Genomic DNA, 22,264 nt, shown 5'->3' with positions numbered 1-22,264 from the left:
GCCCCGGCCGTCGTTCCAGGGAGGCCCGGTGACGAGCCCCTGACCTTTACAGCGCCATCCGCCGCGAAAGCGTCACACGGGGTGTGGGCCGGGGCGCGGCAGGTGCCGCGCGCCGGGAGCCTTCCGGTGCGCGGGTGCTCTGGACGTGGGTGGTGCCGTGGCCGTAGCGTGCGGGTCCGCGCCGGCCCGGCGTGCCGGCCCGGTGCGGTGGCCCGGTGCGGTGGCCGTGCGCACCGTCCGCCGGCTCGGCGCGATGGCTGTGCGCGCCCTCCGTCGGAGCGGAGCGGCAGGTCAGCAGGCGGCCCGGGTGCCCGGGGCGCGGGCGGCCGGGTTACCGTCAGCGGGGACATACGGGTTACCAGGGGTACTCGGGGTGTCCGGGGACAGGCGAATCAGCGAGGACCGGGCGGCGGACTTTCCGCGTGCGACAGGATGGACCCGTGCGAGGGGACGACATTCAGCCGGACGACGGTCGGCTGACAGTCGCCGTACAGGCGGCGCAGGGCGGCGACGAGGCGGCTTTCCGTACCGTCTACCGCGCCGTGCATCCCCGGCTTGTCGGATATGTACGGACCTTGGTGGGTGAAGCGGATGCCGAGGACGTGGCCTCCGAGGCATGGCTCCAGATCACCCGCGACCTGTCCCGCTTCAGCGGCGACGCCGACCGGTTCCGGGGCTGGGCCGCGCGGATAGCCCGCAACCGGGCCCTGGACCACATACGGATGCGCGGCCGCCGCCCCGCGATCGGCGGCGACGAGACCGAACTGGCCGACAAAGCAGGCACCTCGGACACCGCCGACGAGGCCATGGAAGCCCTCGGCACCCACCACACCTTCCGCCTCATCTCCCGGCTCCCGCAGGACCAGGCCGAAGCCGTCGTGCTGCGCGTGGTGGTCGGCCTGGACGCCAAGAGCGCGGCCGGAGTGCTGGGCAAACGGCCCGGCGCCGTACGGACCGCCGCCCACCGGGGCCTGCGCCGCCTGGCCGACCTGCTCGGCGCCGGACCCGAGGACGGCGGGGCCGGGCCCGGCGGCGGACCCGGAGGAGGAGTGCCCGCACAGGGCGGCAAACGGGGTGCGAGCGCGGCGGAATCGTACGTACCGGGTGTGACGGAAACGGCCGCACGAACGCAGAAGGACATGTGATGGCCGACGACCGGTACGACTGGCTCGACGAGGAGGCCGCGGAGCGACTGCTGCGCGGCGAACCCGCCGGTTCCCCGGCCGGCACCGGCGCCGCGGAACTCACCGCCCTGCTGAACGCCGCCGCGGCGGCGGGACGTGGGACGACGGGCCGTGACGCGGGCCAGGGCGCGTCGCTGCCCGGTGAGGAAGCCGCTGTCGCTGCTTTCCGGGAGGCGCGGGCCCAGACTGCGGCGTCGGCCGACGTCACGGCTGCCGGGGCCGCGGTGGAAGCCGTACGTGCTCCCGGCGGTGCCGGTGCGGCCACCCGCCGCCGCTTCGGGCGCCCCCTGCGCCGCGGCTTCATGGTGGCCCTGGCAGGCTGCGCGCTCGGCGGCGTCGCCGTGGCCGCCGGCGCGGGCGTCCTGCCGACCCCCTTCCACAGCGGCACCGGCCCGGCCCCCGCCACCAGCGTCTCGGCCGCCGAGTCCCCCGGCCCGCCCGCCACCGACGACACCGGCACGACCACCGAAGGCACCACCCGGATGCCGGACCCGGCCGGCCCCGGCACGGACCGGCCCGAACCCCTGGTCACCGACGACGGCAAGGACGACCGCACCGGCGGCAGCCGGTCTCCCGCCCCCGGCCGGAGCACCCCCGGCCGGGACGCGACCGGCGGCAGCGGGAACGGCGACGGCGACCAACGGCCCGACGACCCCCAGGACCGACCGGACACCAAGGAGAAGAACCGGCTCGGCGTCGCGTTCTGCCGTACGTACGAATCCGGCAGGCGCTCCCTCCTCGGCCAGGACACCCTGCGCCGCCTCGAACGCGCGGCAGGCGGCCCGGACAAGGTGCACGCCTTCTGCCGCCAGTACCTCTCCCACGCCCAGGGCGGCCACAACGGCGACGGCCGCTACGACGGCGACAGCCGCGGCAGCCATGGCCAAGGCGGCCACAACGGGCGCGGGAAGGGCCACGGCGGCAAGGGCGACGACGAGGACGACGACCACGACCACCGGTATGCGCCGTCCGCCGGCGCCCCGGGGGCGGCTCCGGCCGGCCCCGACCCCGCCGGCACCGTCACCACCACCCCCGCCGCCCCCGACGCGCTGCGCATCCCCGGAGCACCACCCGTCGCCCGGGTGTGACACTTTCCGGCCCCCCGGCGCAGTACGTAGTGAAGCCGACTGGTCATCGGCTCGCGCGCGAGCCGGGGTTCCCCCCGTACCAACGGTTCGCCGCATCCGGCGCGGGCGGGGCTCGTTCCCCCGGCCCTGCCCGCGCCCCTTTTTGCGCCTAAACCGGCGCCGCTCCTTTTTGCGCCTAAACCGGCGCCGCTTTCGCGGACCTGGTTGCTGTTTGTGGGGGTTGCTCAATTGATGGTTGGGGTTACTGCGGGGGTGGGGGTGGGGTTTTGGGTGCGGGTCTCCCGGGGGGCTATTTGTAAATGACCACTTTGTCGCCTGGGGTTACCTGACGGAACAGGTCTGCGATTTTTGATTTGTTGCGGACGTTCACGCAGCCGTGGGAGGCGCCCTGGTAGCCGTGGGTGGCGAAGTCGGCGGAGTAGTGGACGGCCTGGCCGCCGCTGAAGAACATCGCGTACGGCATGGGGGTGTGGTAGATCGACGAGACGTGGCTCCGGCTCTTGAACGAGATGCGGAACGTGCCTTCCCGGGTCGGTGTGTACTGCGCGCCGAAACGGACGTCCATCGTCGAGCGGGCCTTGCCGTTCACCATCCAGGTGAGCGTGTTGCTCCGCTTGCTGATGCACAGGACGCGGCCTGTCATACAGCGGGGATCGCGGCGGGGAGCGGGTTTCCTGGCCGGCCGCCCGGCGGGTTTCTTGGCGGTCTTCCTGGTGTGGGGGTGGGTCTCCGCGCGGGTCGGCGGGCGTGTGCGGGAGTGCAGGGCGTGCCAGGTGGCGCGGTCCAGGGTGCCCGTGCGCGGTAGGCCCCGCTGACGCTGGAACGCCGTCACGGAGGCTGCGGTCTGCCGGCCGTAGAAGCCGGTGGGCTTACGGCGGAAGAGTGACAACTGGGCCAGACGGGCCTGAAGTTCCCGTACCCGGGGGCCGCGGGAACCCTTCGCGAGCACCGGCTTCGCCGTACGGCGGGGGGCTTTGGTGGCGCGGGCGCGTCTCGGGGGCTCTTGGTCCGCCGACTGCGCGGGCAGCACGTCCGCCTGTCCCGGCATGGACGGCGAGGGGACCGTCGTCGGTGAGAGTCCGCCGTTCGGGGTGATCGTGATGGTCTTGCAGCCGGTCGTCACGGCCAGCACCAGCAGCCCCGCGGCCACCGCACGTCCCTTGCGCACGCCGTGTCCCTTCCGCGTCCGTGTCACGGCGTCACCCCCGCGGCGACACCGGCCCCTCCTAGATTCCCAGGCCCGTGGAGAACCGAACCTGGACGCGCGCAGGGGTGAAGGGGTGCGGGGGCGCGAGGGTGTGAAGGTGTGCTGTGGCGTGCGCCCCCTGGGCGTTTGGGCGGGGCGGGTGCTGTCTCGACGGGTCCGGTACCGCTTCGGCGGGGCCGTGCGCAGGGGTGCCCGGGGCTCCGGGGGACAATGAGGAAATGTCACCGCGTCGCCCGTGCCCCGTATGCACCCGAGAGATCGCCGTCGTCGGCGGCCGCTTCGCCCGGCACGACCCGCCGGGCCGCCGCACCGTGCTGGAACTCGTCTCGTGCCCCGGCTCCCGCCGCATCGCGCCCATGATGGCTCCGGCGGAGCGTCTGTTCGACCCGGAGGAGCCGCCGTTCCCGGGGCAGCAGCCGTTGTTCTGAGAGGTCGAGGCTGATGTTCTGAGAGGTCAAGGCTGCGGCTTGCCCTCCGCTCGGCGGGCTTCCACCGACCTGGTGAAGGCTTCCCAGTCGCGGCCTGCCAGGGGTGCCAGGATGCGGCGCCAGCCTTCCGCCGCCTCCGGGCCGGCTTCCTCCAGTGCGGCGGCGAACAGGGCGCGCTGACGTTCGTGGAGCTTGCGTTCGAGGTCCGCGCCGCGTTCGGTGAGGTGGAGTTCCTTGCGGCGGCGGTCCCGTTCGCCCGGTGTCATCCGCACCAGTTGCTCGTCGCCGAGTTTGCGCAGCGGCCCGTTGATGGCCTGCTTGGTCAGCTGGAGCGCCTGGCACAGTTCGCCGACGCTCATGCCGGGGGAGTACGCGAGGAACGTCAGGATGCGGTGGTGGGCGCGGCCCATGCCCTGTTCGGTCAGGGCCGTGTCGGCCGCTCCGGTGAAGGCGCGGTAGGCGAAGTAGAACAGGGTGAAATCGCGGTCGAAGGCGTCCGGGCGACAAGGGTCAAGCATGTTGACATTTTATCCCGGGGTTCCGTACGCTCGCGACTTGGGTCAACAACCTTGACCTAAACCGTTCAAGCGTGAAGAAAGCCGGTTACCGCCATGTCGGACACCCCCTCGGACATCGGACCGCAGGCCGCGGCCTCGCGTATCACCGTCGCCGACTATCTGCTCCGCCGCCTGCGCGAGCTGGACGTCGAACACCTCTTCGGCGTCCCCGGTGACTACAACCTCGGCTTCCTCGACCGGGTGACCGCCTTTCCCGGCCTCACCTGGGTCGGTACCTGCAACGAGCTCGACGCCGCCTATGCCGCCGACGGCTACGCCCGGCTGCGCGGCGCCGCCGCCCTCGTCACGACCTTCGGTGTCGGTGAACTGTCGGCCGTCAATGGTGTGGCCGGCGCTTACGCCGAAAGTGTGCCGGTCGTCGCCGTCACCGGGATGCCCGCCACCGAGGTCGCCGCGGCCGGCCGCCCCGTGCACCACACCCTGATGGACGGCGAGTACGGGCGCTTCGGCCGGATGTTCGCCGAGGTGACGGTGGCCCGCGCCGACCTGACCGCGACGAACGCTCCGGCGGAGATCGACCGCGTGCTGCGTGCCATGTGGCGCGAGCGCAAGCCGGTCCATCTGAATCTGCCCACGGATGTCGTACTGGCTCAGGTGCCCGCGTCTTCCGGGCCGTTGATCGTGCCGGACGCGCCGGCTGATCCGGGGCTGGTGCGGGACTTCCTCGCGGGCTGCGCGCGGATGCTGGACGGGGCGCGCAGTGTCACCGTGCTGGCCGGGCACGAGGCCGAGCGGTTCGGGCTGCGCGGGCCGCTCGGTGACCTGCTCGCCGCCGCCCCGGTCCGGTCCGCCGTGTTCTCCAGCGGGAAGGGGGTGCTGGACGAGACCGCGCCCGGGTTCGTCGGCGCCTACACCGGGGAGATCAGCGACAAGCGGGTCCGGGCGGCCGTCGAGGACGCGGACTGTCTGATCCTGGTCGGCGCACCGGTCTCGGACAGTGTGACCGGCGGCTTCAGCCATCACTTCACCCCGGAGCGGACCATCGAGCTGCGTCCCGGGCGCGCCGCGGCGGGCCGTGGGGTGTTCGAGGGGGTGGACATGGCGGAGGCCGTCGGTGGACTGGCCGGACTGCTGCGGGACTCGGGGCTGCCGGCGCCCGAGGGGTATGGAGAGCTCTTCGCGTACCCGGAGGTGGAGGAGGAAGAGACGGGAGAGGGGCTCCGTGCTGGGCTGACGCAGCGTCAGCTCTGGGGTGCGGTGGGGGAGTTCCTGCCGGCGGGGAGTGTGCTCGTCGCTGAGCAGGGCACCGCGTTCTACGGTGCTCAGGAGGTGCCGCTGCCCGCGGACGGGCGGTTCGTCGGTCAGCCGTTGTGGGGATCGATCGGATACACCCTGCCGGCCACCCTCGGTACCGAGCTGGCCGCGCCGGACCGGCGCTCGGTGCTGGTGATCGGGGACGGTTCCCTCCAGCTCACCGCGCAGGAGCTGGGCACCATGACGCGGTACGGCGCGGCCCCGGTGGTCATCGTCGTCAACAACGACGGCTACACGGTCGAGCGTGCCATCCACGGCGCCACCGCCCCGTACAACGACATCGCCGCCTGGGACTACACCGCCCTGCCCGCCGCCTTCGGCGCGGGCCCCGGCACGGTCGCGGTGCGGGTCGAGACCCCGGCCGAGCTGGCGGACGCGCTCGCGCTGGCCGCTCGTACGCCGGACGAACTGGTGCTGATCGAGGCGGTCCTGCCGCGCGAGGACGCGCCGCAGCTGCTGACGGCCCTGGCGCAGCGGTTCGCCGAGCAGAACGCCTACGGAGACTGAGGGGCGGTGCCGCCCCGGCTGGGGCGCGCCTACGGCGCCAGGACATCCAGTTCCGCCATCGCGCCCACGGTGATCTCGCGGGTCAGTGCCTCGGCGCGTTCCGCGTCGCCGATCCGTACCGCCTCGGCGACCTGGACGTGCAGGGTCACGGCGGCCGGGTCGGGGTCGGTGAACATGACGTGGTGGTGGGTGCGGCCGGTGAGAACGGCGGCCACCACGTCGCCGAGCCGGGCGAACATCTCGTTGCCGGAGGCGGTCAGCACGATGCGGTGGAAGGCCGTGTCGTGCACCAGGTACGCGTCGAGCTGCTGGCCGCGCGAGGTGGCGACCATGCCCATGGCGTGCTCGGTCAGCTCGGCGCACTGCGTGGGGGTGGCGTGCCGGGCGGCCAGGCCCGCGGCGGCCGGTTCGACGGCGGAGCGCAGCACGGTCAGGGAACGGAGCTGCCGGGGGCGGTCCGGGCCGGCCAGCCGCCAGCCGATGACGCGGGGGTCGTAGACGTTCCACTCCTCGGCGGGGCGCACGGTCACGCCGACCCGGCGGCGCGAGGCGACCAGGTGCATGGATTCCAGGACCCGTATCGCCTCGCGGATGACCGTGCGGGACACGTCGAAGCGCTGCTCCAGCTCGTCGGTGCGCAAGATCGTGCCCGGCGGGTACTCGCCCGCGGTGATGGCGGGGCCCAGGGACTCCAGTACCCGCGCGTGCAGCCCCTGCCCCGCCCCCTCGTTCTCCATGGGGTCAGCCTACGTTCCTGGGGGAGGCGCATTTTTAAGTATGACTTTTACGTCACAGAGGCTTGAATACGTCGTATCCCATGGGTTTCAGTAGGACGACAAACCGAGGTCAAAGAGGACAGCGAGGTACACGGGATGAGCACCCCCCACGTCATCGTCGTGATGGGCGTGGCCGGCACCGGCAAGACGACGATCGGGCCGCTGGTGGCCGCCGACCTTGATGTCCCCTACGCCGAGGGCGACGACTTCCATCCCCCGGCCAACATCGCCAAGATGTCCGCCGGTACCCCGCTCCAGGACGCCGACCGGTGGCCCTGGCTCGACGCCATCGGCGCCTGGGCCCACGGCCGCGCAGGTCAGGGCGGTGTCGTCAGCAGCTCGGCCCTCAAGCGCGCCTACCGCGACCGGCTGCGGGCCGCCGCGCCCGGCGTCGTCTTCCTGCACCTGACCGGCGACCGTTCGCTGATCGAGTCCCGGATGGCCGAGCGCAAGGGCCACTTCATGCCCACCGCGCTGCTGGACTCCCAGTTCGCCACCCTGGAGCCGCTCGGCGCGGACGAGGCGGGCGTCGCCGTGGACGTGTCCGGCACTCCGCAGGAGATCGCCGGGCGGGCCGTCGAGGCGCTGCGCCGCTACGGGACCGGTCGGTCCGCCCCCGCCTGACCACGGGGCCCGCCTGACCACGGGCCGCCGCCCCGCCGCCGCGCGGGGACACCGTCCCGTACGCCCCCGTGCCACCGCGCCGGGAGCACCACAACCAGCAAACTGCACCCCCTAGGGAACAGCCGTGACACATCTCAGCGTCGAGATGCTGGCAGCGGACGCGACCGAGCCGATCACCTCGGCCGGTCACGCGCAGCTCGGCATCGCCGTCCTCGCGGGCATCGCCGTCATCGTCCTGCTCATCACCAAGTTCAAGCTGCACGCCTTCCTGTCCCTGATCATCGGCTCGCTGGTGCTGGGCGCGGTGGCGGGCGCGCCGCTGGACAAGGCCATCACCAGCTTCTCGTCGGGCCTGGGCAGTACGGTCGCGGGCACCGGCATCCTGATCGCGCTGGGCGCGATCCTCGGCAAACTGCTCGCCGACTCCGGGGGCGCCGACCAGATCGTCGACACGATCCTGGCGAAGGCGAGCGGGCGCGTGATGCCCTGGGCGATGGTGCTGATCGCCGGCATCGTCGGCCTGCCGATCTTCTTCGAGGTCGGCATCGTGCTGCTGATCCCCGTGGTGCTGCTGGTCGTCAAGCGCGGCAACTTCTCCCTGATGCGCATCGGCATCCCGGCGCTGGCCGGCCTGTCCGTCATGCACGGCCTGATCCCGCCGCACCCCGGCCCGCTGGCCGCCATCGCCGCGCTCGACGCCAACCTGGGTGTCACCCTGGCGCTCGGCGTCGTCGTCGCCATCCCCACCGCGATCGTCGCCGGTCCGCTGTTCTCCCGTTACGCCGCCCGCTGGGTGGACATCCGCCCGCCGGAGAACATGGTTCCGGAGAGGGCCTCCGGCGAGCTGGACAAGCGTCCCGGCTTCGGGATCACCGTCGCGACCGTGCTGCTGCCCGTCGTGATGATGCTGGCCAAGGCCCTGGTGGACGTCGTCGTGGACGACAAGGGCACGACGGTCCAGCGGGTCTTCGACGTGGTCGGCTCCCCGCTGATCGCGCTGCTCACCGCCGTCGTCGTCGGCATGTTCACGCTGGGCCGGTCGGCCGGGTTCACCAAGGGCCGGATCGCCACCACCGTCGAGAAGTCCCTGGCCCCGATCGCCGGCGTCCTGCTGATCGTGGGCGCGGGCGGCGGCTTCAAGCAGACCCTGGTGGACGCGGGCGTCGGCCAGATGATCCTGGAGCTGTCCAAGGACTGGAACATCTCCACGCTGCTGCTGGCCTGGCTGATCGCGGTCGCGATCCGGCTCGCGACCGGCTCCGCGACGGTGGCCACCATCTCCGCCGCGGGCCTGGTGGCGCCGCTCACCGCGGACATGTCCACCACCCACACCGCCCTGCTCGTCCTCGCCGTCGGCGCCGGTTCGCTGTTCTTCAGCCACGTCAACGACGCGGGCTTCTGGATGGTGAAGGAGTACTTCGGCATGAACGTCGGCCAGACGCTCAAGACCTGGTCGCTCATGGAGACGCTGATCTCCGTCGTCGGGATCGTGTGCGTGCTGCTGCTGTCGCTGGTGTTGTAGCCGGGCCCATGAGAGCCCGGTGGGCGCCCGGCGTGTGTCCGAACGACCCGCGGAAGGCATCGATGAAGGCGCTGGCCGAGGCCCAGCCGCAGCGGTGCGCGATCGCGGTCACGGACAGCGCCGGGCCGTCCTGCGTCAGCAGCACCAGCGCGTGGTGCAGGCGCAGCTGCGTACGCCACTGGGGGAAGGTCATGCCCAGTTCGGCGCGGAAGAGGCGGGCCAGGGTCCGCTCGCTCGCCCCGGCCGCCGCGCCGAGCGCGGCCAGCGGGCGCTGATCGGCCGGGTCCGCGCGGAGCGCCGCGCAGACCGCCGCCAGCCGCGGGTCGCGGGCCCTGGGCAGGTGCAGGGCCTGGAGCGGGGTGTGGCGCAGCTGGTCGAGGAGTACGGCCAGCAGGCGCCGCGCCTCCTGCGTACGGCGGCTGCCCGTACCGCTGTACGCGATGATCAGCTCGCGCAGCAGCGGACCGACCGCCAGGACGGCGGGCCGGTCCAGCCCCAGCGGGTCGGCGTCCGGCGGTACGCCGACGGTGTGCAGGTCGGTGTCCCCGTGCGCCCGGTGCTCGTGCACCGTCCCGGCCGGGATCCAGATCGCCCGGGTGGCCGGGGTGACCCAGCTCCCGGCGTCCGTGGTCACGGTGAGCACACCCCGCCCCGCGTAGACGATCTGGTGGACGTCGTGGTGGTGGGCCGTCACCTCCGCACCCTGCGGCAGGAAACGGGTGATGGTCGTGACGTGCGGCGGGTGATGGCGGAAAACCGGCATGACGTGGCAGCTTATGGGAAGTCCGCCACCGGGTGCGGTCGCCAGGATCGACGTATGACGACGAAGCACGTGGCCGCTCCCCGGCGGCCGGTCGCGATGATGTCCGTCGGACACGCGGCGGTGGACTTCTACCAGGGCGCGGTCCCGGCCCTGGTGCCCTTCCTGGTGGCCGAGCGCCACTACGGTTACGCCGCCGCCTCGGGTATCGTGCTGGCCGCCACCCTCCTCTCCTCCCTGGTGCAGCCCCTGTTCGGCTCGCTCACCGACCGCTGGACGATGCCGTGGCTGATCCCGGTGAGCACCCTGTGCGCCGGGCTCGGCATCGCCCTGTCGGGGCTATGTGACTCGTACGTCCTCACGTGCCTCGCGGTGGCCCTCTCGGGCATCGGGGTGGCCGCCTACCACCCGGAGGCCGCGCGGCTGGCCCGTGTCGCGAGCGGCGGCAGCCATGTCGCCATGGGCTGGTTCTCCCTCGGCGGCAACATCGGCTTCGCCCTCGCCCCGGTCGCCGTCGGCCCGCTGCTCTCCGCGGGCTCGCTCGGCGCGTCGCCGTGGCTGGCGGTGCCCGCGGTGGCCGGGGTCCTGATCACCGCCGCGGCGATCCGTACCCTGGCGCCGAAGGCGGCCGTCGCCAAGGCCGCGGCGCGGTCGGCGGGCCGCGACGACTGGCCGGGGTTCCTGCGCCTGACGGCCGTCATCGTCTGCCGTTCCGTCGTCTTCGTCGGCCTGAGCGCCTTCATCGCCGTCTACGCGCAGCAGCGGGTGGGCGGGGGCGCCACCGCGGGCTCGGCGGCCCTGTTCGTGCTGTTCGCGGGCGGTGCGGTGGGCACCGTGCTGGGCGGCCGGCTGGCGTCCCGGTGGGGCCGGGTCCGTACGGTACGGATGGCCTACGCGGCCTGCGTCCCGGCCGTCGCCGGGCTGGTCCTCGTCCCCGGCCCCGCGCTGTACGTGTTCGCCGCCCTGACCGCCACGGCCCTGTACGTGCCGTTCTCCCTGCACATCACCCTCGGCCAGGACCTGCTGCCGAACCGCATGGGTACGGCGAGCGGCGTCACCCTGGGCCTGGCGGTCAGCGTCGGCGGCGTCGCCAGCCCGGCCATCGGCGCCCTCGCCGACGCCACCGGCCTGCGCACCGCGCTGCTGCCGCTGATCGCGCTGTGCGTGGTGGCCTGGCTCGTCGCGCGGACGCTGACCGAGCCGGGGGAGGGTGCCCGGCGGCCCTCGGAGGAGGGGGCCGGGCAGGCCGCCGTCAGCGGGCCGCGGCGGTGAGGACGCCGTACCGGACCAGCTCCTCCGGCAGGCCGGTGGCGTCGTCGGCGGCATACCCCACGTAGCCGTCGGGACGGATCAGGAAGACGCCTTCGCCGTACGCGTCGCGGACGTGCCCCTCGGAGTCCAGCAGGTCGGGGGCCGGGCCGCCGACGCGGCAGGTACGGACCAGCTCGCCGTCGAGCGCCGCGACCTCGGCGTCCCCGACGGCCAGCAGCGTGAAGTGCGGGCCGCGGAAGACGTCGAAGAGGCGGCGCGGGGTGCCGTCGGGGGTGATGCAGGGCGCGTCGGGGGCCCGGTTGCCGGCGCGCAGCCCGCCGTCGGCGGGGCCGGTGCGCCGCTCGGTGGCGAGCGGCCCGTCCGGGTAGCCGACGTCGATCTGGTGCAGGTCGCTGCCGCGCCGCATGTCGCCCGACCGGTGCAGCCGGGTGCTGGTGGCCAGGATGCTCGCGGCGACCGGCAGCCGCTCGGCCTCGTAAGTGTCGAGGAGGGAGTCCGGCGCGCCGTGCCGGATGACCTGGCCCAGCTTCCAGCCGAGGTTGTAGGCGTCCTGCACGCTGGTGTTCAGGCCCTGGCCGCCCGCGGGGGAGTGCACGTGCGCCGCGTCGCCCGCGAGGAAGACCCGGCCCGCCCGGATCCGGTCCGCCATGGCGGCGTTCGGCCGGAAGGAGGAGGACCACAGCACCTCGCCCAGCTGGTCGGGGGTCAGGTGGGTGCGCTCGGCGATGAGCTCGCGCACGCCGTCGGGGGAGGTGTCGGGCACGGTGCCGGGGTCCATGAAGCCCGCCATGAGCAGGAAGTAGTCGTACTTCGCCGGCGCGAGCAGCGAGACGAAGTCGGTGGCCCGGAACTCGCCCCACATGTGCCAGTGGTTCCGGTCCAGCCCGTCGAGCCGGATGTCGGCGAGGAGCATCGGGTACGGCGCGACGGACTGGCCGGTCATGGTGACGCCGAGCGCCTTGCGGACCGGGCTGCGCCCGCCGTCGGCCGCGACGAGGTAGGAGGCGCGCACCGTACGGGCGGTGCCGTCGGCGCGTACGACGCGGGCCTCGACGCCGTCCGCGTCCTGGGTGAAGGACTCCAGGCCGGTGCCGAACGCCACCGTGCCGCCCAGTTCGGTCAGCCGCGCGTACTGGATCTCCAGATTGCGCCACTGCGGGAGCATCAGCATGGTGCCGTACGGAGTGGCCGGCGTCGGGTCGGAGGACTCGACCATCACCTGCTCGTCGACCATGCGGCCGTTTTTCCAGTTCCCCCGCGGCGGGTACGTCCCGCCGGACTCCCGGACGGCGTCGAGCACCCCGAAGTCCTCGTACACCTCCTGGGTGCGGGGCTGGATGCCGCTGCCGCGGGTGCCGGGCGCCAGCCGGTCCTGGCGCTCCAGGACGAGGGCGCGCACGCCGCGCCGGGCGAGGTCGAGGCCGAGGGCCAGGCCGGTGGGGCCGGCGCCGGAGATCAGTACGTCCACGTGTCCGGGCAGGGTGTCGGTGCTGGCCATGAGTGTCTCCTTAACGTCGTTAAGTTACCTGCTTCCGAGGATGCGCTTAACGGTGTTAAATTGTCAACGTGGCTACGAGACTCGACCGGAAACTGGTGGCGGAGACCGCCCTGGGCCTGCTGAACGACGTCGGCCTCGAAGGGCTCACCCTGCGCCGTATCGCCAAGGAACTGGACGTCAAGGCACCCGCGCTCTACTGGCACTTCAAGAACAAGCAGGAACTGCTGGACGAGATGGCCACCGTGCTGCTCCGGCAGATGACCGCGCCGCTCGCGGAGGCCGGCGACGGCTCCGGGGACGGCGACTGGCGGGCCATGCTCACCGAGGCGTGCCGCCAGACCCGGCACACGCTGCTCGGCTACCGCGACGGCGGCAAGGTCTTCGGCGGCACCCGGCTGCGCGACCAGGCGCTGCTGCGGCCGATGGAGTCCCTGCTGGCCGCCATGCGGAGCGCCGGGTTCACGACGGAGCGGGCCGCGCGCGCCTGGTTCACCACGTACGCCTACACCATCGGCTACGTGATCGAGGAGCAGTCCGTCTTCCCGGTGCCCGGCGACTCGCACCGCGACCCGGCGTACGACCAGCGGGAACGGGAGCGGAGCGTGGGCGCCGACTACCCGCTCACGGCCGCGGCCGGCCTGGAGATGTTCGGCGACACCGCCCGCGGCTTCGAGGACGGCCTGCGGGCCATCGTGGCGGGGATCGAGGCCGCGCTGCTGCACGGCGCGTGAGGGGAGGCGCCGGGGGAGTCGTCCCCGGCGCCCCGGTTCCTAGCGGCGCGGCCGCGGGTCGATCGCCTGTCGCAGTACGGGCGTGAGCGGCCGCTCCACCCACCGGTGCAGCACCCACGCCAGCGCCAGCATCAGCGCCACCGTCAGGGCGAGCGTCACGTACGAGGGCAGCCGCAGGCCGCCGTGCAGGCCCTGCACGGCCACCCAGCCCAGGTGCTCGTGGACGAGGTAGAACGGGTACGTCAGCGCCCCGGCCACGGTCAGCCAGCGCCAGTTCGCCCACTTCATCCGGCCCAGCGCGATCGCCACCACCAGCGCGAAGCCCACCGTGACGATCGCGATGACGACCACCGTCGAGCGGTAGGAGAAGGCGTGGGCGGACGGCGGGTGCCAGAGCCCGGCCACCGCGTGGTGCTGGCCGGTCAGCCAGCTGACGCCGACCACCGCCCACGCCACCGGGTCGCGCCGGCCGTAGCGGTGCAGCAGGTAGCAGCCGATGCCGCCGATGAAGAACGGCGCGTACTGCGGCATCAGGACGACATCCAGCGCGGGGACGTGCGCGGCCTGGGCCAGTGCCGCCGCCAGCGTCCATCTGGCGCAGAACAGCACCACCCGGCGGCGGGTGGCGCCCGGCAGCACGACGCACAGCGCGAACAGCGCGTAGAACCGCATCTCCGCCCAGAGCGTCCAGCACACGCCCAGCACCCGCTTCGCGCCCAGCGGCTGCTGGAGCATCGTCAGGTTCGTCAGCACCTCGCTCGGTCCCAGCGCCTCGAACGCCACCCACGGCAGCGCGAAGACGGCCGTCACCAGCAGGATGGCCACCCAGTACGCCGGATACAGCCGCGCGACGCGGGAAGCGACGAAGGAACGCAGCGAACGCCCCCAGCCGCTCATGCAGATGACGAAACCGCTGATCACGAAGAAGATCTGGACGCCGAGACAGCCGTACGCGAACGCGCTGTGCAGCGTGGGGAACTGGTGTGCCGGGGAGCTGCCCCACGCCTTGGCTATCTCACCGCCCCGGCCGCCGAGGTGGTAGGCGGCGACCATCAGAGCGGCGCACAGCCGCAGCCCGTCGAGGGCGCGCAGGCGGGGCACGCCACGGGGTTTCTTGGCGGGCGGGGGCGCTGCGCCGTTCCCCGTGTCCGGCACGGCGGGCGCGGCCCGGGTGACCACCGTGGGCCCGGCCGGCGCGGACGCGGATATGGACGACGACGGGACCGGGGCCGCCGCAGGCATCGGCGCCTCGGCCGGGAGCTGCGCGGTCATCCGAACGCGGCCCGTTTTTTCAGGCGCCGCTGCATCGCCCGCGCGCGCCGCGCGACCCTGCGGACGGCCGCGTTGCGCGGGATGAACGCCAGCTGGGACGGCAGCGCGCCGGGGAGCGCGAGCGCGGTCAGGCGGCGGCGCTTGAAGTAGCGCCAGGTGCGCTCGTTCAGGTGGGCGGCGAGGTAGCGCTCGGCGACCGGGCGCAGGTCCGGGTAGATCTGGTTCTGCATCGCGTAACCGACCGCGCTGATCAGCCCGTTGATGTGGGTCGGCGCCGGTTTGGCACCCGGCTCGTCCGCCAGGTCGGGCACCAGCGCGTCCACGAGCGTGACCGGCACGCGGTTACTGTTCTGGTACGGGGTCAGGCGCTCCAGCAGCAGATCGGTGCCGACGCGGGCGGTCGGCACGTCGTAGAAGGCGGCCGCCGTCAGCAGCGCGGTGGAGAAGCAACCGACCACGAGCGCGGGCCGTTTGCGCTGGTAGAGCACTTCGGCGAGGACCGGCGTCTCCAGTACGGTCAGCTCGGCGCCGAGCCGTTCCGCCTCCCGCTCCAGCGCCCGGGACCAGCGGGCCGGCGCCGACGGGTGCGGCTTGAACACCACCTCGCGGTGCCCGCGCCGGACCACGCCGCGCAACATCCGGACGTGCAGCTCCTCCTCTTCCTCGGGCGTGAGGATGCCCAGCGCCGACAGGTACTGCCCGAGGAGCAGCGCGGCGCCGTCCGGTACGGCGTGCAGCGCCGGGGCGTCGCAGTCCGCGGCCAGCTCGGTGAGCACCGCGCGGAACGCGTCGGTCGGTACGGTCTCCGCGCCCACCCCGAACTCGGTGAGCAGCAGCGGCTTCAGGCCGGGCACGAGGTCCAGGTGCAGCAGGCGGCGGACCCGGGTGCCGACCAACGGGTCCAGCTTGTTGCGGGTCGGGCCGTAGCTCATCAGCCCGTCCGCGTACACGTCGACCGGCGCGTCCGGGAAGAGCTGCGCCAGCGCGAGCGCCGGGTGGACCTGGATGGACTCCACGACCAGCTCGACCTCGTCCTCACCCAGCTCCCACAGCAGCCGCAGATGCCGCTCCCACAGCGGGACGTCGTCCGGGCGCGGGGACCAGCCGCCGGGGTGGAACGGGCTGATCGTCTCGTTCCACGACAGGACCCGGTCGAAGCGGCCGCGCAGCCGCTCGAAACCGGGCATCCGGTCCACCGGCGTGGCGGTCTCCGGGGTCGCCGCGTTGTTGCTGACCAGCAGCATCCGCCGGGCGGCCGGTGCGAAGCGGTCCGTGTCCAGCGCGGCGGCCAGCGTCGCGGCGCCGTACAGGGTGGACGCCAGGAAGATCTGCGTACGCGGCCGGTCCGGCCGGTGCCCGGCGTCGGTACGGGGGGCCATCAGGCGGCCACCTCCGCCGGAACCGGGCGCCGGCGCAGCCGTCGCAGACGGGAGGCGCGCTGCGTGTCCATCGAATTCAGTGCTTCCTTCAGTACGTCCTGCGGCATTCTTCTCAGCGCCGCCGCGCTCAGCGCGCGCAATTGACGGGCGACCTGCGGTTCGAATCGTTCGATCGAACCGAGGTGGTGGGCAATGATGGCGCAATACGTACGGACGGCTTTCGGCAGCAGCCGGTCCGCTTCCCGGTCCTGCGCCGTTTCTTCGATGACTTGATCGAACGCGCGGAGGAAATCGAGCTGCCGCACATCGCCGATCTGGGTGAGGGAGGACGCCACCCCGCGCCGGTAGAAGACGCCGAGCAGTCCGGACACCGCCATCGACCGGGCCTCGCGGTGCAGCCGCCAGATCCACGGCCGGTCCTCCGCGGTGCGCAGGCCGTGCCGGAAGTGCAGCAGCCCGTCGTCCAGCAGCCGCCGGTGGTAGATGCCGGCCCAGGCGAAGGCGTAGTCCACGGAGGTGGAGCGGTCGGCGGGCAGGATCAGCGCGCGCGGGTCCAGCACGGTGTTCCGGCGGCCGTGCGGCACGCGGTACACGGAACGGGCGCGCGCGGTGCACTGCACATGGTCCGTACGGACGAAGTCGCACCCCAACCCCTCGATGGCGGCCAGCAGTTGCCCGTAGTACCCGGGCGCCAGCCAGTCGTCACCGTCCAGGAAGGTCACATACTCGCCGTTGGCCGCGTCCAGGCCGGTGTTGCGGGCGGTGGCCAGGCCGCCGTTCTGTTCGTGCCGCAGCACCCGGGCGCCGGGCAGCTCGCCCTCGGCGCGCGCCAGGATCTGCGGCGTCTCGTCCCGCGAGCAGTCGTCCACCAGCAGGAATTCGAAGTCCTCGCGGGCATTGGCCGCCAGGCTTCGCAGGGTGTCGGGCGCATATGTCTGCACGTTGTAGAACGGCACGACGACGGAGAGCTTAACCACCCGGGTGACGTTAGGCGCGGCCCCGGCATTCGTCTTGACGGGCCGCGGACTCCGGGGTGAACGAAGAATGGCGGGATGGTTAACCGGGCAATGCGGCCCGCCGGTTCGCTGTCCCGCGTCGCGCTGTTAACCCGTTGTTGCGGCACAGTTGGCCCGCCGAACGGAACGCCTTCCTAGCGTTTTCGTCGTGCCCACTCGTACCACTTCCCCGCCGCGTGTCGCGGTGCTCGCGGATTCGGACACCCGATGGAAATGGGGCGCTTCGACAGCGCACCGTATGCAATCGGACATCCGTCTGGACGGATATCTGCTCCGCGGCCGCGCCACCCCCACGGTCCGCCAGCTCGACGAGGTCGGCGCCCGTGCGGAGACGCTGCGCGAAATCCGCGGCGCGGACTTCCTGGAGCTGATGAAGGACACCACGCGGTACGACGTGGTCGTCCTCGCCTGCGTCGGCGGCGCCGTACAGGCGATGCTGCACGGCCTCGCCCGCGCCTGGCGCGGCGCGGCCCGGCGGCCCGTCGTCGTCACCGGCTACGTCGGCGTCGTCTACGAGAAGCTGGCCGACGGCCTGCTGCTGCGCCACGGAGCGGACGTCGTCCTCGCCAACTCACGCCACGACGCGGAACGTTTCCGCGCGGTGTACGAGGGTGTCGGCGCGGACAGTGGCAGCGTCGTCGAGTGTGCTCTGCCCTTCCTGGGCGGCGCCCCGTACGCGCCCGCCGCCGACCGCCCGTACACGGTCGTCTTCGCCGCCCAGCCCTCCGTACCGGACCGCCGCGAGGACCGTACGTACCTCCTGCGCCGCGCCGCCGCACACGCCCGGCGCCACCCCGGCCGCGAGGTGCTGATCAAGCTGCGCAGCAAACCCGGCGAACACACCACGCACATCGAGGAACTCCCGTACCAGAAACTGGCCGCCCGCCTCCCCGGCGGGCTGCCGCCCAACTGCCGCCTGGCGTACGGCAACATGGGCGACGTCCTGGACCGCACCGACCTCCTGGTGACCGTCAGCTCGACCGCCGCGCTGGAATCCCTGCACCGCGGCATCCCCACCGCCGTCCTCACCGACCTCGGCATCCGCGAAGTCCTCGGCAACCACCACTTCCTCGGCTCCGGCTGCCTCGCCTCCTGGGACGAACTCGACGCCGGACACCGCCCCGAACCCGACCCGGACTGGCTGGACCGCCAGGGCGTGGCCCCCGGCTCCCGCTACGCGACCGCCTTCGACGCCGCCCGCGCCCGCGTCACCGCCCTGCGCACCGCCGACCGCCTGCCGCCCCTCACCCCGTACTACACACCCCGCACCGCCCCCGGCTACCTCCCCGGCATCCTCGCCCGCCACGGCCTCGGCCCCGAGGGCGAACCCCTGCCCGGACAGACCGCCGAACCCGCGGAGACCGGCGGCCTGCGACGGCTCGCCCGCGACACCGTGCGCGACGCCGCCCGCGGCGCCTACCGCCACGGCGTCCAGCGCGTCGCGCCCGCCATCCGCCGCTGGGGACAGCTGTGAGTGCCCACCCGCCCGCTCCCGGAGCCCGCACGGCCCCCGGAAGGAGCCCGCAATGCCGACCACCCCGAGCCGTACGGCCGCACCCACCGTCGTGGCCGTCATACCCGCCCGCGGCGGCTCCAAGGGCGTACCCGCCAAGAACCTCGCCGCCGTCGGCGGCGTCCCGCTGATCGCCCGCGCGGTCCGCGAATGCCGCGCGGCCCGCCTGGTCACCGACGTCGTGGTCTCCACGGACGACGCGGCGATCGCCGGTGCGGCACGCGGCGCGGGCGCCGTCGTCGTCCGCCGCCCCGGCACCATCGCGGGCGACACGGCCACCAGCGAGGCCGCGGTCCTGCACGCCATGGACGCCTACGAGGCCGAGCACGGCAGGCCCGTCGACGCGGTGCTGCTCGTCCAGTGCACCAGCCCCTTCCTGATCAGCGAGGACATCGACGCGGTCGCCGCCGCGGTCGTCGAGACCGGCGCGGACAGCGCGCTGACCGTGGCACCGTTCCACGGCTTCGTATGGCGGGAAGGAGCCGACGCGGCGGTCGAAGCGGAGGCCGCCCCCACCGTCCCCGGCGGCACCGGCGTCAACCACGACAAGTCCTTCCGCCCCCGCCGCCAGGACCGCCCCCAGGACTTCCTGGAGACCGGCGCCGCCTACGCCATGGACGCCGCCGGCTTCCGCGCCGCCGGCCACCGCTTCTTCGGCCGTACGGAACTGGTCCGCACCGACCCGGCCCGCGTGCTGGAGGTCGACGACCCGCACGACCTGGCGCGCGCCCGCGCCCTCGCGCCCCTGCTGGACACCGCGCGCCCCGGCGCGCTCCCGACCCGCGACGACATCGACGCGGTCGTACTCGACTTCGACGGCACCCAGACCGACGACCGGGTGCTCGTCGACTCCGACGGACGCGAGATGGTCGCCGTGCACCGCGGCGACGGCCTCGGCATCGCCGCCCTGCGCAAGGCGGAGCTGAAGCTGCTCGTCCTGTCCACGGAAGTGAACCCGGTCGTCGCCGCACGGGCGGACAAACTGCGCCTGCCCGTGCTCCACGGCATCGACCGCAAGGACCTCGCCCTCAAGCAGTGGTGCGAGGAACAGGGCATCGCGCCCGAGCGCGTGCTCTACGTCGGCAACGACGTCAACGACCTCCCGTGCTTCGGCCTCGTCGGCTGGCCCGTGGCGGTCGCCGGCGCCCACGACGTCGTACGCGGCGCCGCCCGCGCCGTCACCTCCACCCCCGGAGGCAGCGGCGCGATCCGTGAGATCGCCTCGTGGATCCTCGGCCCGACCCTCTGACCAGGTAAGGAACTCACCCAGATGACCAGCAACCCCCGCCTTCGCACCCTCGGCGACCGCCTCGTCGGCCCCGGCCGCCCCGTCTACGTCACCGGTGAGATCGGCATCAACCACAACGGCGACCTGGAGAACGCCTTCGCGCTCATCGACGCCGCCGCGGACGCCGGCTGCGACGCCGTGAAGTTCCAGAAGCGCACCCCCGAGATCTGCACCCCGCGCGACCAGTGGGACATCGAGCGGGACACCCCCTGGGGCCGGATGACCTACATCGACTACCGCCACCGCGTGGAGTTCGACGAGGACGGCTACCGCGCCATCGACGAGTACGCCAAGAAGCGCGGCATCGCCTGGTTCGCCTCCCCCTGGGACGTCGAGTCCGTCGCCTTCCTGGAGAAGTTCGACGTCCCCGCCTACAAGGTGGCCTCCGCCTCCCTCACCGACGACGAACTGCTGCGGGCCATGCGCGCCACCGGCCGCACCGTCATCCTCTCCACCGGCATGTCCACCCCCCGGCAGATCCGGCACGCCGTCGAGGTCCTGGGCAGCGACAACATCGTCCTGTGCCACGCCACTTCGACCTACCCTGCCAAGGCCGAAGAGCTGAACCTCCGCATGATCCACACCCTCCAGGCCGAGTACCCCAACGTCCCGATCGGCTACAGCGGCCACGAGACCGGCCTGCAGACCACCCTCGCCGCCGTCGCCCTCGGCGCCGCCTTCGTAGAACGCCACATCACCCTCGACCGCGCCATGTGGGGCTCCGACCAGGCCGCCTCCGTCGAGCCCCAGGGCCTGACCCGCCTGGTCCGCGACATCCGCACCATCGAGGACTCCCTCGGCGACGGCGTCAAGAAGGTCTACGACAGCGAACTCGGCCCGATGAAGAAGCTGCGCCGCGTCCCCGGCGTGGTCGCCGACGCCGAGGCCGCCGACCGCGAGCCGATCTCGGCCTGACCCGTCCCCGTACTCACCCCCGTACCCACCCCGTACGACCGCACCCGCCCGCGCCCGACAGCTCCAGACGCCTGACGAACGGGACGTACACACCGTGAGCTCACCAGACGGGGCCTGTGGCCCGCCCCAGGAGGCGGCGGGTACTCCCGCCCGCCGCCTCCTGGGGGTACCCCGGCAGCGCCGCAGACCCGCCGCGCACCACGTGGAGGCCGGGGAGACGGCCCAGCACACCCGTGCGGCCGGGCGCGCGGCCCGACGGGACGCCCGGCGCGCGGCCGCGGGCACCCTCGCCTTCGTCGAGAGCCCCGTACAGCTGTTGAACGTCCTGGAATGGGCCTACCGCGAACAGGCCACGGACCTCACGGTCGTCGTCCTCGCCCCGCACGATCCGATGACCCGCGGCCAGCTCCGCCGGATGGCCGAACTCGCCCGCGAAGAAGGCTTCTCCGTACGATGGGAAGAGGCGCGCGGCGGAGCGAGCGCCCCCCTGCGGACCATCGGCGGCCTCACGCCCCGGCTGCGCCGCGCCGGCCGCGTCGTCATCGGCGACCCCTTCTCCCGCTACGTCCAGCTCCTGCTCACCCTCACCGGCGCCCGCGACCTCGTCGTGGTCGACGACGGCACCGCCACGATGGAGTTCATCACCCAACTGGCCAACGGCGAACGCCTCGTACGCTGGCACCGCCACGGCGGACGCGGCCCGCGCGACCTGCTCTTCGCACCGTGCGCGGCCGCCGCCCGCCGACGGCTCACCCCCGGCGGCCGCCGCACCGTGGCCCTCTTCACCTCCATGCCCGTCGGACCACCACCGGGCATCACGCTCCTGTCGAACGAATTCGCCTGGACCACACGGCGGTTCGGGCCGCCACGGCTGACCCGCGGCGCGGACATCGTCGGCACCTCCCTCGTCGAGACCGGCGTCGTGGACCCCGACCGCTACCTGGCGGCCGTCGCCGCACTCGCCCGTGACCACGGCGCCACCCGCTACTTCGCCCACCGGCGTGAATCCGCCACCAAACTCCACCGCATCGCCACCGAGACCGGCCTCGAAGTGGTCCGCCCCGACCTGCCCCTGGAACTCATCGCCCGACGCGGCCCCGTAGGCCGCCTCGTCCTCAGCTTCCCGTCCACCGTGGTCCACACCTTGCCGCTCGCGCTGGCCGGTACCGGGGTCGGCGTCGCCGTCTGCGACATCGACCCGACCTGGCTGACCAGCAAGGCGTCCCCGCGCGCCGAGAGTTTCCTGTCCGGCGTGACCGGCACGGCACGGGGCGTGCGACGCCTCCCGGCAGCCCCGGCGCCGCCTTCGGCGCCGGGAACTCCGGGGGCGGAACCGCCGCACGTGACGCCCGAGGCGACCGGCACCCCTGATTCCGGAAACAAGCGGAACCGGTACTGATACCCCCGTGATGACTGCTCCATGCGCCGGGCGGCCTAGATTTCCTTCCCCTA

At 73.0% G+C, this 22,264-nt stretch carries 20 protein-coding genes; 12 read left to right on the top strand and 8 right to left on the bottom strand.

Annotation, left to right across the window (positions count from 1 at the left end):
* Window positions 1-440: 440 nt before the first annotated feature.
* Window positions 441-1,145, top strand: a complete 705-nt coding sequence (locus JXZ78_RS18865; RefSeq protein ID WP_030024138.1) for an RNA polymerase sigma factor — start codon at window positions 441-443, stop codon at window positions 1,143-1,145.
* The gene (locus JXZ78_RS18860; RefSeq protein ID WP_050502964.1) at window positions 1,145-2,272 is read left to right on the top strand and encodes a hypothetical protein; all 1,128 of its coding nucleotides are present in this window, start codon (window positions 1,145-1,147) and stop codon (window positions 2,270-2,272) included. Before JXZ78_RS18865 ends, JXZ78_RS18860 begins: the two co-directional genes overlap by 1 nt.
* A gap of 289 nt (window positions 2,273-2,561) precedes the next feature.
* Here JXZ78_RS18860 and JXZ78_RS18855 read toward each other — a convergent pair whose 3' ends face one another.
* Window positions 2,562-3,440, bottom strand: a complete 879-nt coding sequence (locus JXZ78_RS18855; RefSeq protein ID WP_030024140.1) for a L,D-transpeptidase family protein — start codon at window positions 3,438-3,440, stop codon at window positions 2,562-2,564.
* A 257-nt stretch (window positions 3,441-3,697) separates the two neighbouring features.
* On the opposite strand from JXZ78_RS18855, the gene JXZ78_RS18850 reads away from it, so the two are divergent.
* A complete protein-coding gene (locus JXZ78_RS18850; RefSeq protein WP_030024141.1) occupies window positions 3,698-3,907 on the top strand; it encodes a hypothetical protein in 210 nt (69 codons plus the stop codon).
* A gap of 26 nt (window positions 3,908-3,933) precedes the next feature.
* Here JXZ78_RS18850 and JXZ78_RS18845 read toward each other — a convergent pair whose 3' ends face one another.
* The gene (locus tag JXZ78_RS18845; protein WP_050502965.1) at window positions 3,934-4,425 is read right to left on the bottom strand and encodes a MarR family winged helix-turn-helix transcriptional regulator; all 492 of its coding nucleotides are present in this window, start codon (window positions 4,423-4,425) and stop codon (window positions 3,934-3,936) included.
* A 93-nt stretch (window positions 4,426-4,518) separates the two neighbouring features.
* Here JXZ78_RS18845 and JXZ78_RS18840 point away from each other — a divergent pair, with 93 nt between their 5' ends.
* Complete coding sequence (locus JXZ78_RS18840) at window positions 4,519-6,246, top strand: alpha-keto acid decarboxylase family protein (protein WP_050502966.1); 1,728 nt, start codon at window positions 4,519-4,521, stop codon at window positions 6,244-6,246.
* 29 nt (window positions 6,247-6,275) lie between these two features.
* Here JXZ78_RS18840 and JXZ78_RS18835 read toward each other — a convergent pair whose 3' ends face one another.
* Window positions 6,276-6,983, bottom strand: coding sequence for a FadR/GntR family transcriptional regulator (locus tag JXZ78_RS18835; RefSeq protein ID WP_030024145.1), 708 nt, complete (start codon window positions 6,981-6,983; stop codon window positions 6,276-6,278).
* A 135-nt stretch (window positions 6,984-7,118) separates the two neighbouring features.
* Between JXZ78_RS18835 and JXZ78_RS18830 the strand changes: the two genes are divergently transcribed.
* Both JXZ78_RS18830 and JXZ78_RS18825 read left to right on the top strand, forming a co-directional pair.
* Window positions 7,119-7,646 (top strand): gluconokinase, encoded by a 528-nt coding sequence (locus JXZ78_RS18830; protein ID WP_030024146.1) that lies wholly within the window; start codon window positions 7,119-7,121, stop codon window positions 7,644-7,646.
* Between the two features lie 124 nt (window positions 7,647-7,770).
* The gene (locus tag JXZ78_RS18825; protein ID WP_030024147.1) at window positions 7,771-9,168 is read left to right on the top strand and encodes a GntT/GntP/DsdX family permease; all 1,398 of its coding nucleotides are present in this window, start codon (window positions 7,771-7,773) and stop codon (window positions 9,166-9,168) included.
* Here the strand turns inward: JXZ78_RS18825 and JXZ78_RS18820 are convergent.
* The gene (locus JXZ78_RS18820; RefSeq protein ID WP_238783214.1) at window positions 9,104-9,931 is read right to left on the bottom strand and encodes an AraC family transcriptional regulator; all 828 of its coding nucleotides are present in this window, start codon (window positions 9,929-9,931) and stop codon (window positions 9,104-9,106) included. The two genes, JXZ78_RS18825 and JXZ78_RS18820, sit on opposite strands and share 65 nt — an antisense overlap.
* A 54-nt stretch (window positions 9,932-9,985) precedes the next feature.
* Here JXZ78_RS18820 and JXZ78_RS18815 point away from each other — a divergent pair, with 54 nt between their 5' ends.
* Entirely contained in the window at window positions 9,986-11,200 is a 1,215-nt protein-coding gene (locus tag JXZ78_RS18815; protein ID WP_063726174.1) for an MFS transporter, read from the top strand.
* Here the strand turns inward: JXZ78_RS18815 and JXZ78_RS18810 are convergent.
* Entirely contained in the window at window positions 11,181-12,698 is a 1,518-nt protein-coding gene (locus JXZ78_RS18810) for an FAD-dependent monooxygenase (RefSeq protein WP_030024151.1), read from the bottom strand. The two genes, JXZ78_RS18815 and JXZ78_RS18810, sit on opposite strands and share 20 nt — an antisense overlap.
* A gap of 68 nt (window positions 12,699-12,766) precedes the next feature.
* Here JXZ78_RS18810 and JXZ78_RS18805 point away from each other — a divergent pair, with 68 nt between their 5' ends.
* Window positions 12,767-13,429, top strand: coding sequence for a TetR/AcrR family transcriptional regulator C-terminal domain-containing protein (locus JXZ78_RS18805; RefSeq protein WP_030024152.1), 663 nt, complete (start codon window positions 12,767-12,769; stop codon window positions 13,427-13,429).
* A 39-nt stretch (window positions 13,430-13,468) separates the two neighbouring features.
* Here JXZ78_RS18805 and JXZ78_RS18800 read toward each other — a convergent pair whose 3' ends face one another.
* The 3 genes from JXZ78_RS18800 to JXZ78_RS18790 are packed head-to-tail and all read right to left on the bottom strand — an operon-like array spanning window position 13,469 to window position 17,057.
* The gene (locus JXZ78_RS18800; RefSeq protein WP_030024153.1) at window positions 13,469-14,701 is read right to left on the bottom strand and encodes an acyltransferase family protein; all 1,233 of its coding nucleotides are present in this window, start codon (window positions 14,699-14,701) and stop codon (window positions 13,469-13,471) included.
* Entirely contained in the window at window positions 14,698-16,080 is a 1,383-nt protein-coding gene (locus JXZ78_RS18795) for an alpha-2,8-polysialyltransferase family protein (RefSeq protein WP_030024154.1), read from the bottom strand. The genes JXZ78_RS18800 and JXZ78_RS18795 overlap by 4 nt, the downstream gene beginning before the upstream one ends.
* Window positions 16,080-17,057: a glycosyltransferase family 2 protein gene (locus JXZ78_RS18790; protein ID WP_030024156.1), complete on the bottom strand. Its 978-nt coding sequence runs from the start codon at window positions 17,055-17,057 to the stop codon at window positions 16,080-16,082. Before JXZ78_RS18790 ends, JXZ78_RS18795 begins: the two co-directional genes overlap by 1 nt.
* A gap of 187 nt (window positions 17,058-17,244) precedes the next feature.
* On the opposite strand from JXZ78_RS18790, the gene JXZ78_RS18785 reads away from it, so the two are divergent.
* The 4 genes from JXZ78_RS18785 (at window position 17,245) to JXZ78_RS18770 (ending at window position 22,211) form a co-directional block, all read left to right on the top strand.
* On the top strand, window positions 17,245-18,570 hold the full coding sequence (locus JXZ78_RS18785) for a DUF6716 putative glycosyltransferase (protein ID WP_033039750.1): 1,326 nt from the start codon (window positions 17,245-17,247) through the stop codon (window positions 18,568-18,570).
* Between the two features lie 52 nt (window positions 18,571-18,622).
* Entirely contained in the window at window positions 18,623-19,858 is a 1,236-nt protein-coding gene (locus JXZ78_RS18780) for an acylneuraminate cytidylyltransferase (RefSeq protein WP_030024160.1), read from the top strand.
* A 21-nt stretch (window positions 19,859-19,879) separates the two neighbouring features.
* Window positions 19,880-20,812, top strand: coding sequence for an N-acetylneuraminate synthase family protein (locus tag JXZ78_RS18775; RefSeq protein ID WP_030024161.1), 933 nt, complete (start codon window positions 19,880-19,882; stop codon window positions 20,810-20,812).
* A 94-nt stretch (window positions 20,813-20,906) separates the two neighbouring features.
* A complete protein-coding gene (locus tag JXZ78_RS18770; protein ID WP_372498430.1) occupies window positions 20,907-22,211 on the top strand; it encodes a hypothetical protein in 1,305 nt (434 codons plus the stop codon).
* Window positions 22,212-22,264: the final 53 nt, after the last annotated feature.

It is taken from the genome of Streptomyces monomycini (assembly GCF_022271435.1).
Taxonomy (GTDB): domain Bacteria; phylum Actinomycetota; class Actinomycetes; order Streptomycetales; family Streptomycetaceae; genus Streptomyces; species Streptomyces monomycini.
The sequence above is the reverse complement of the archived record's forward strand: the minus strand, read 5'-3'. Positions and strand labels throughout refer to the sequence as shown.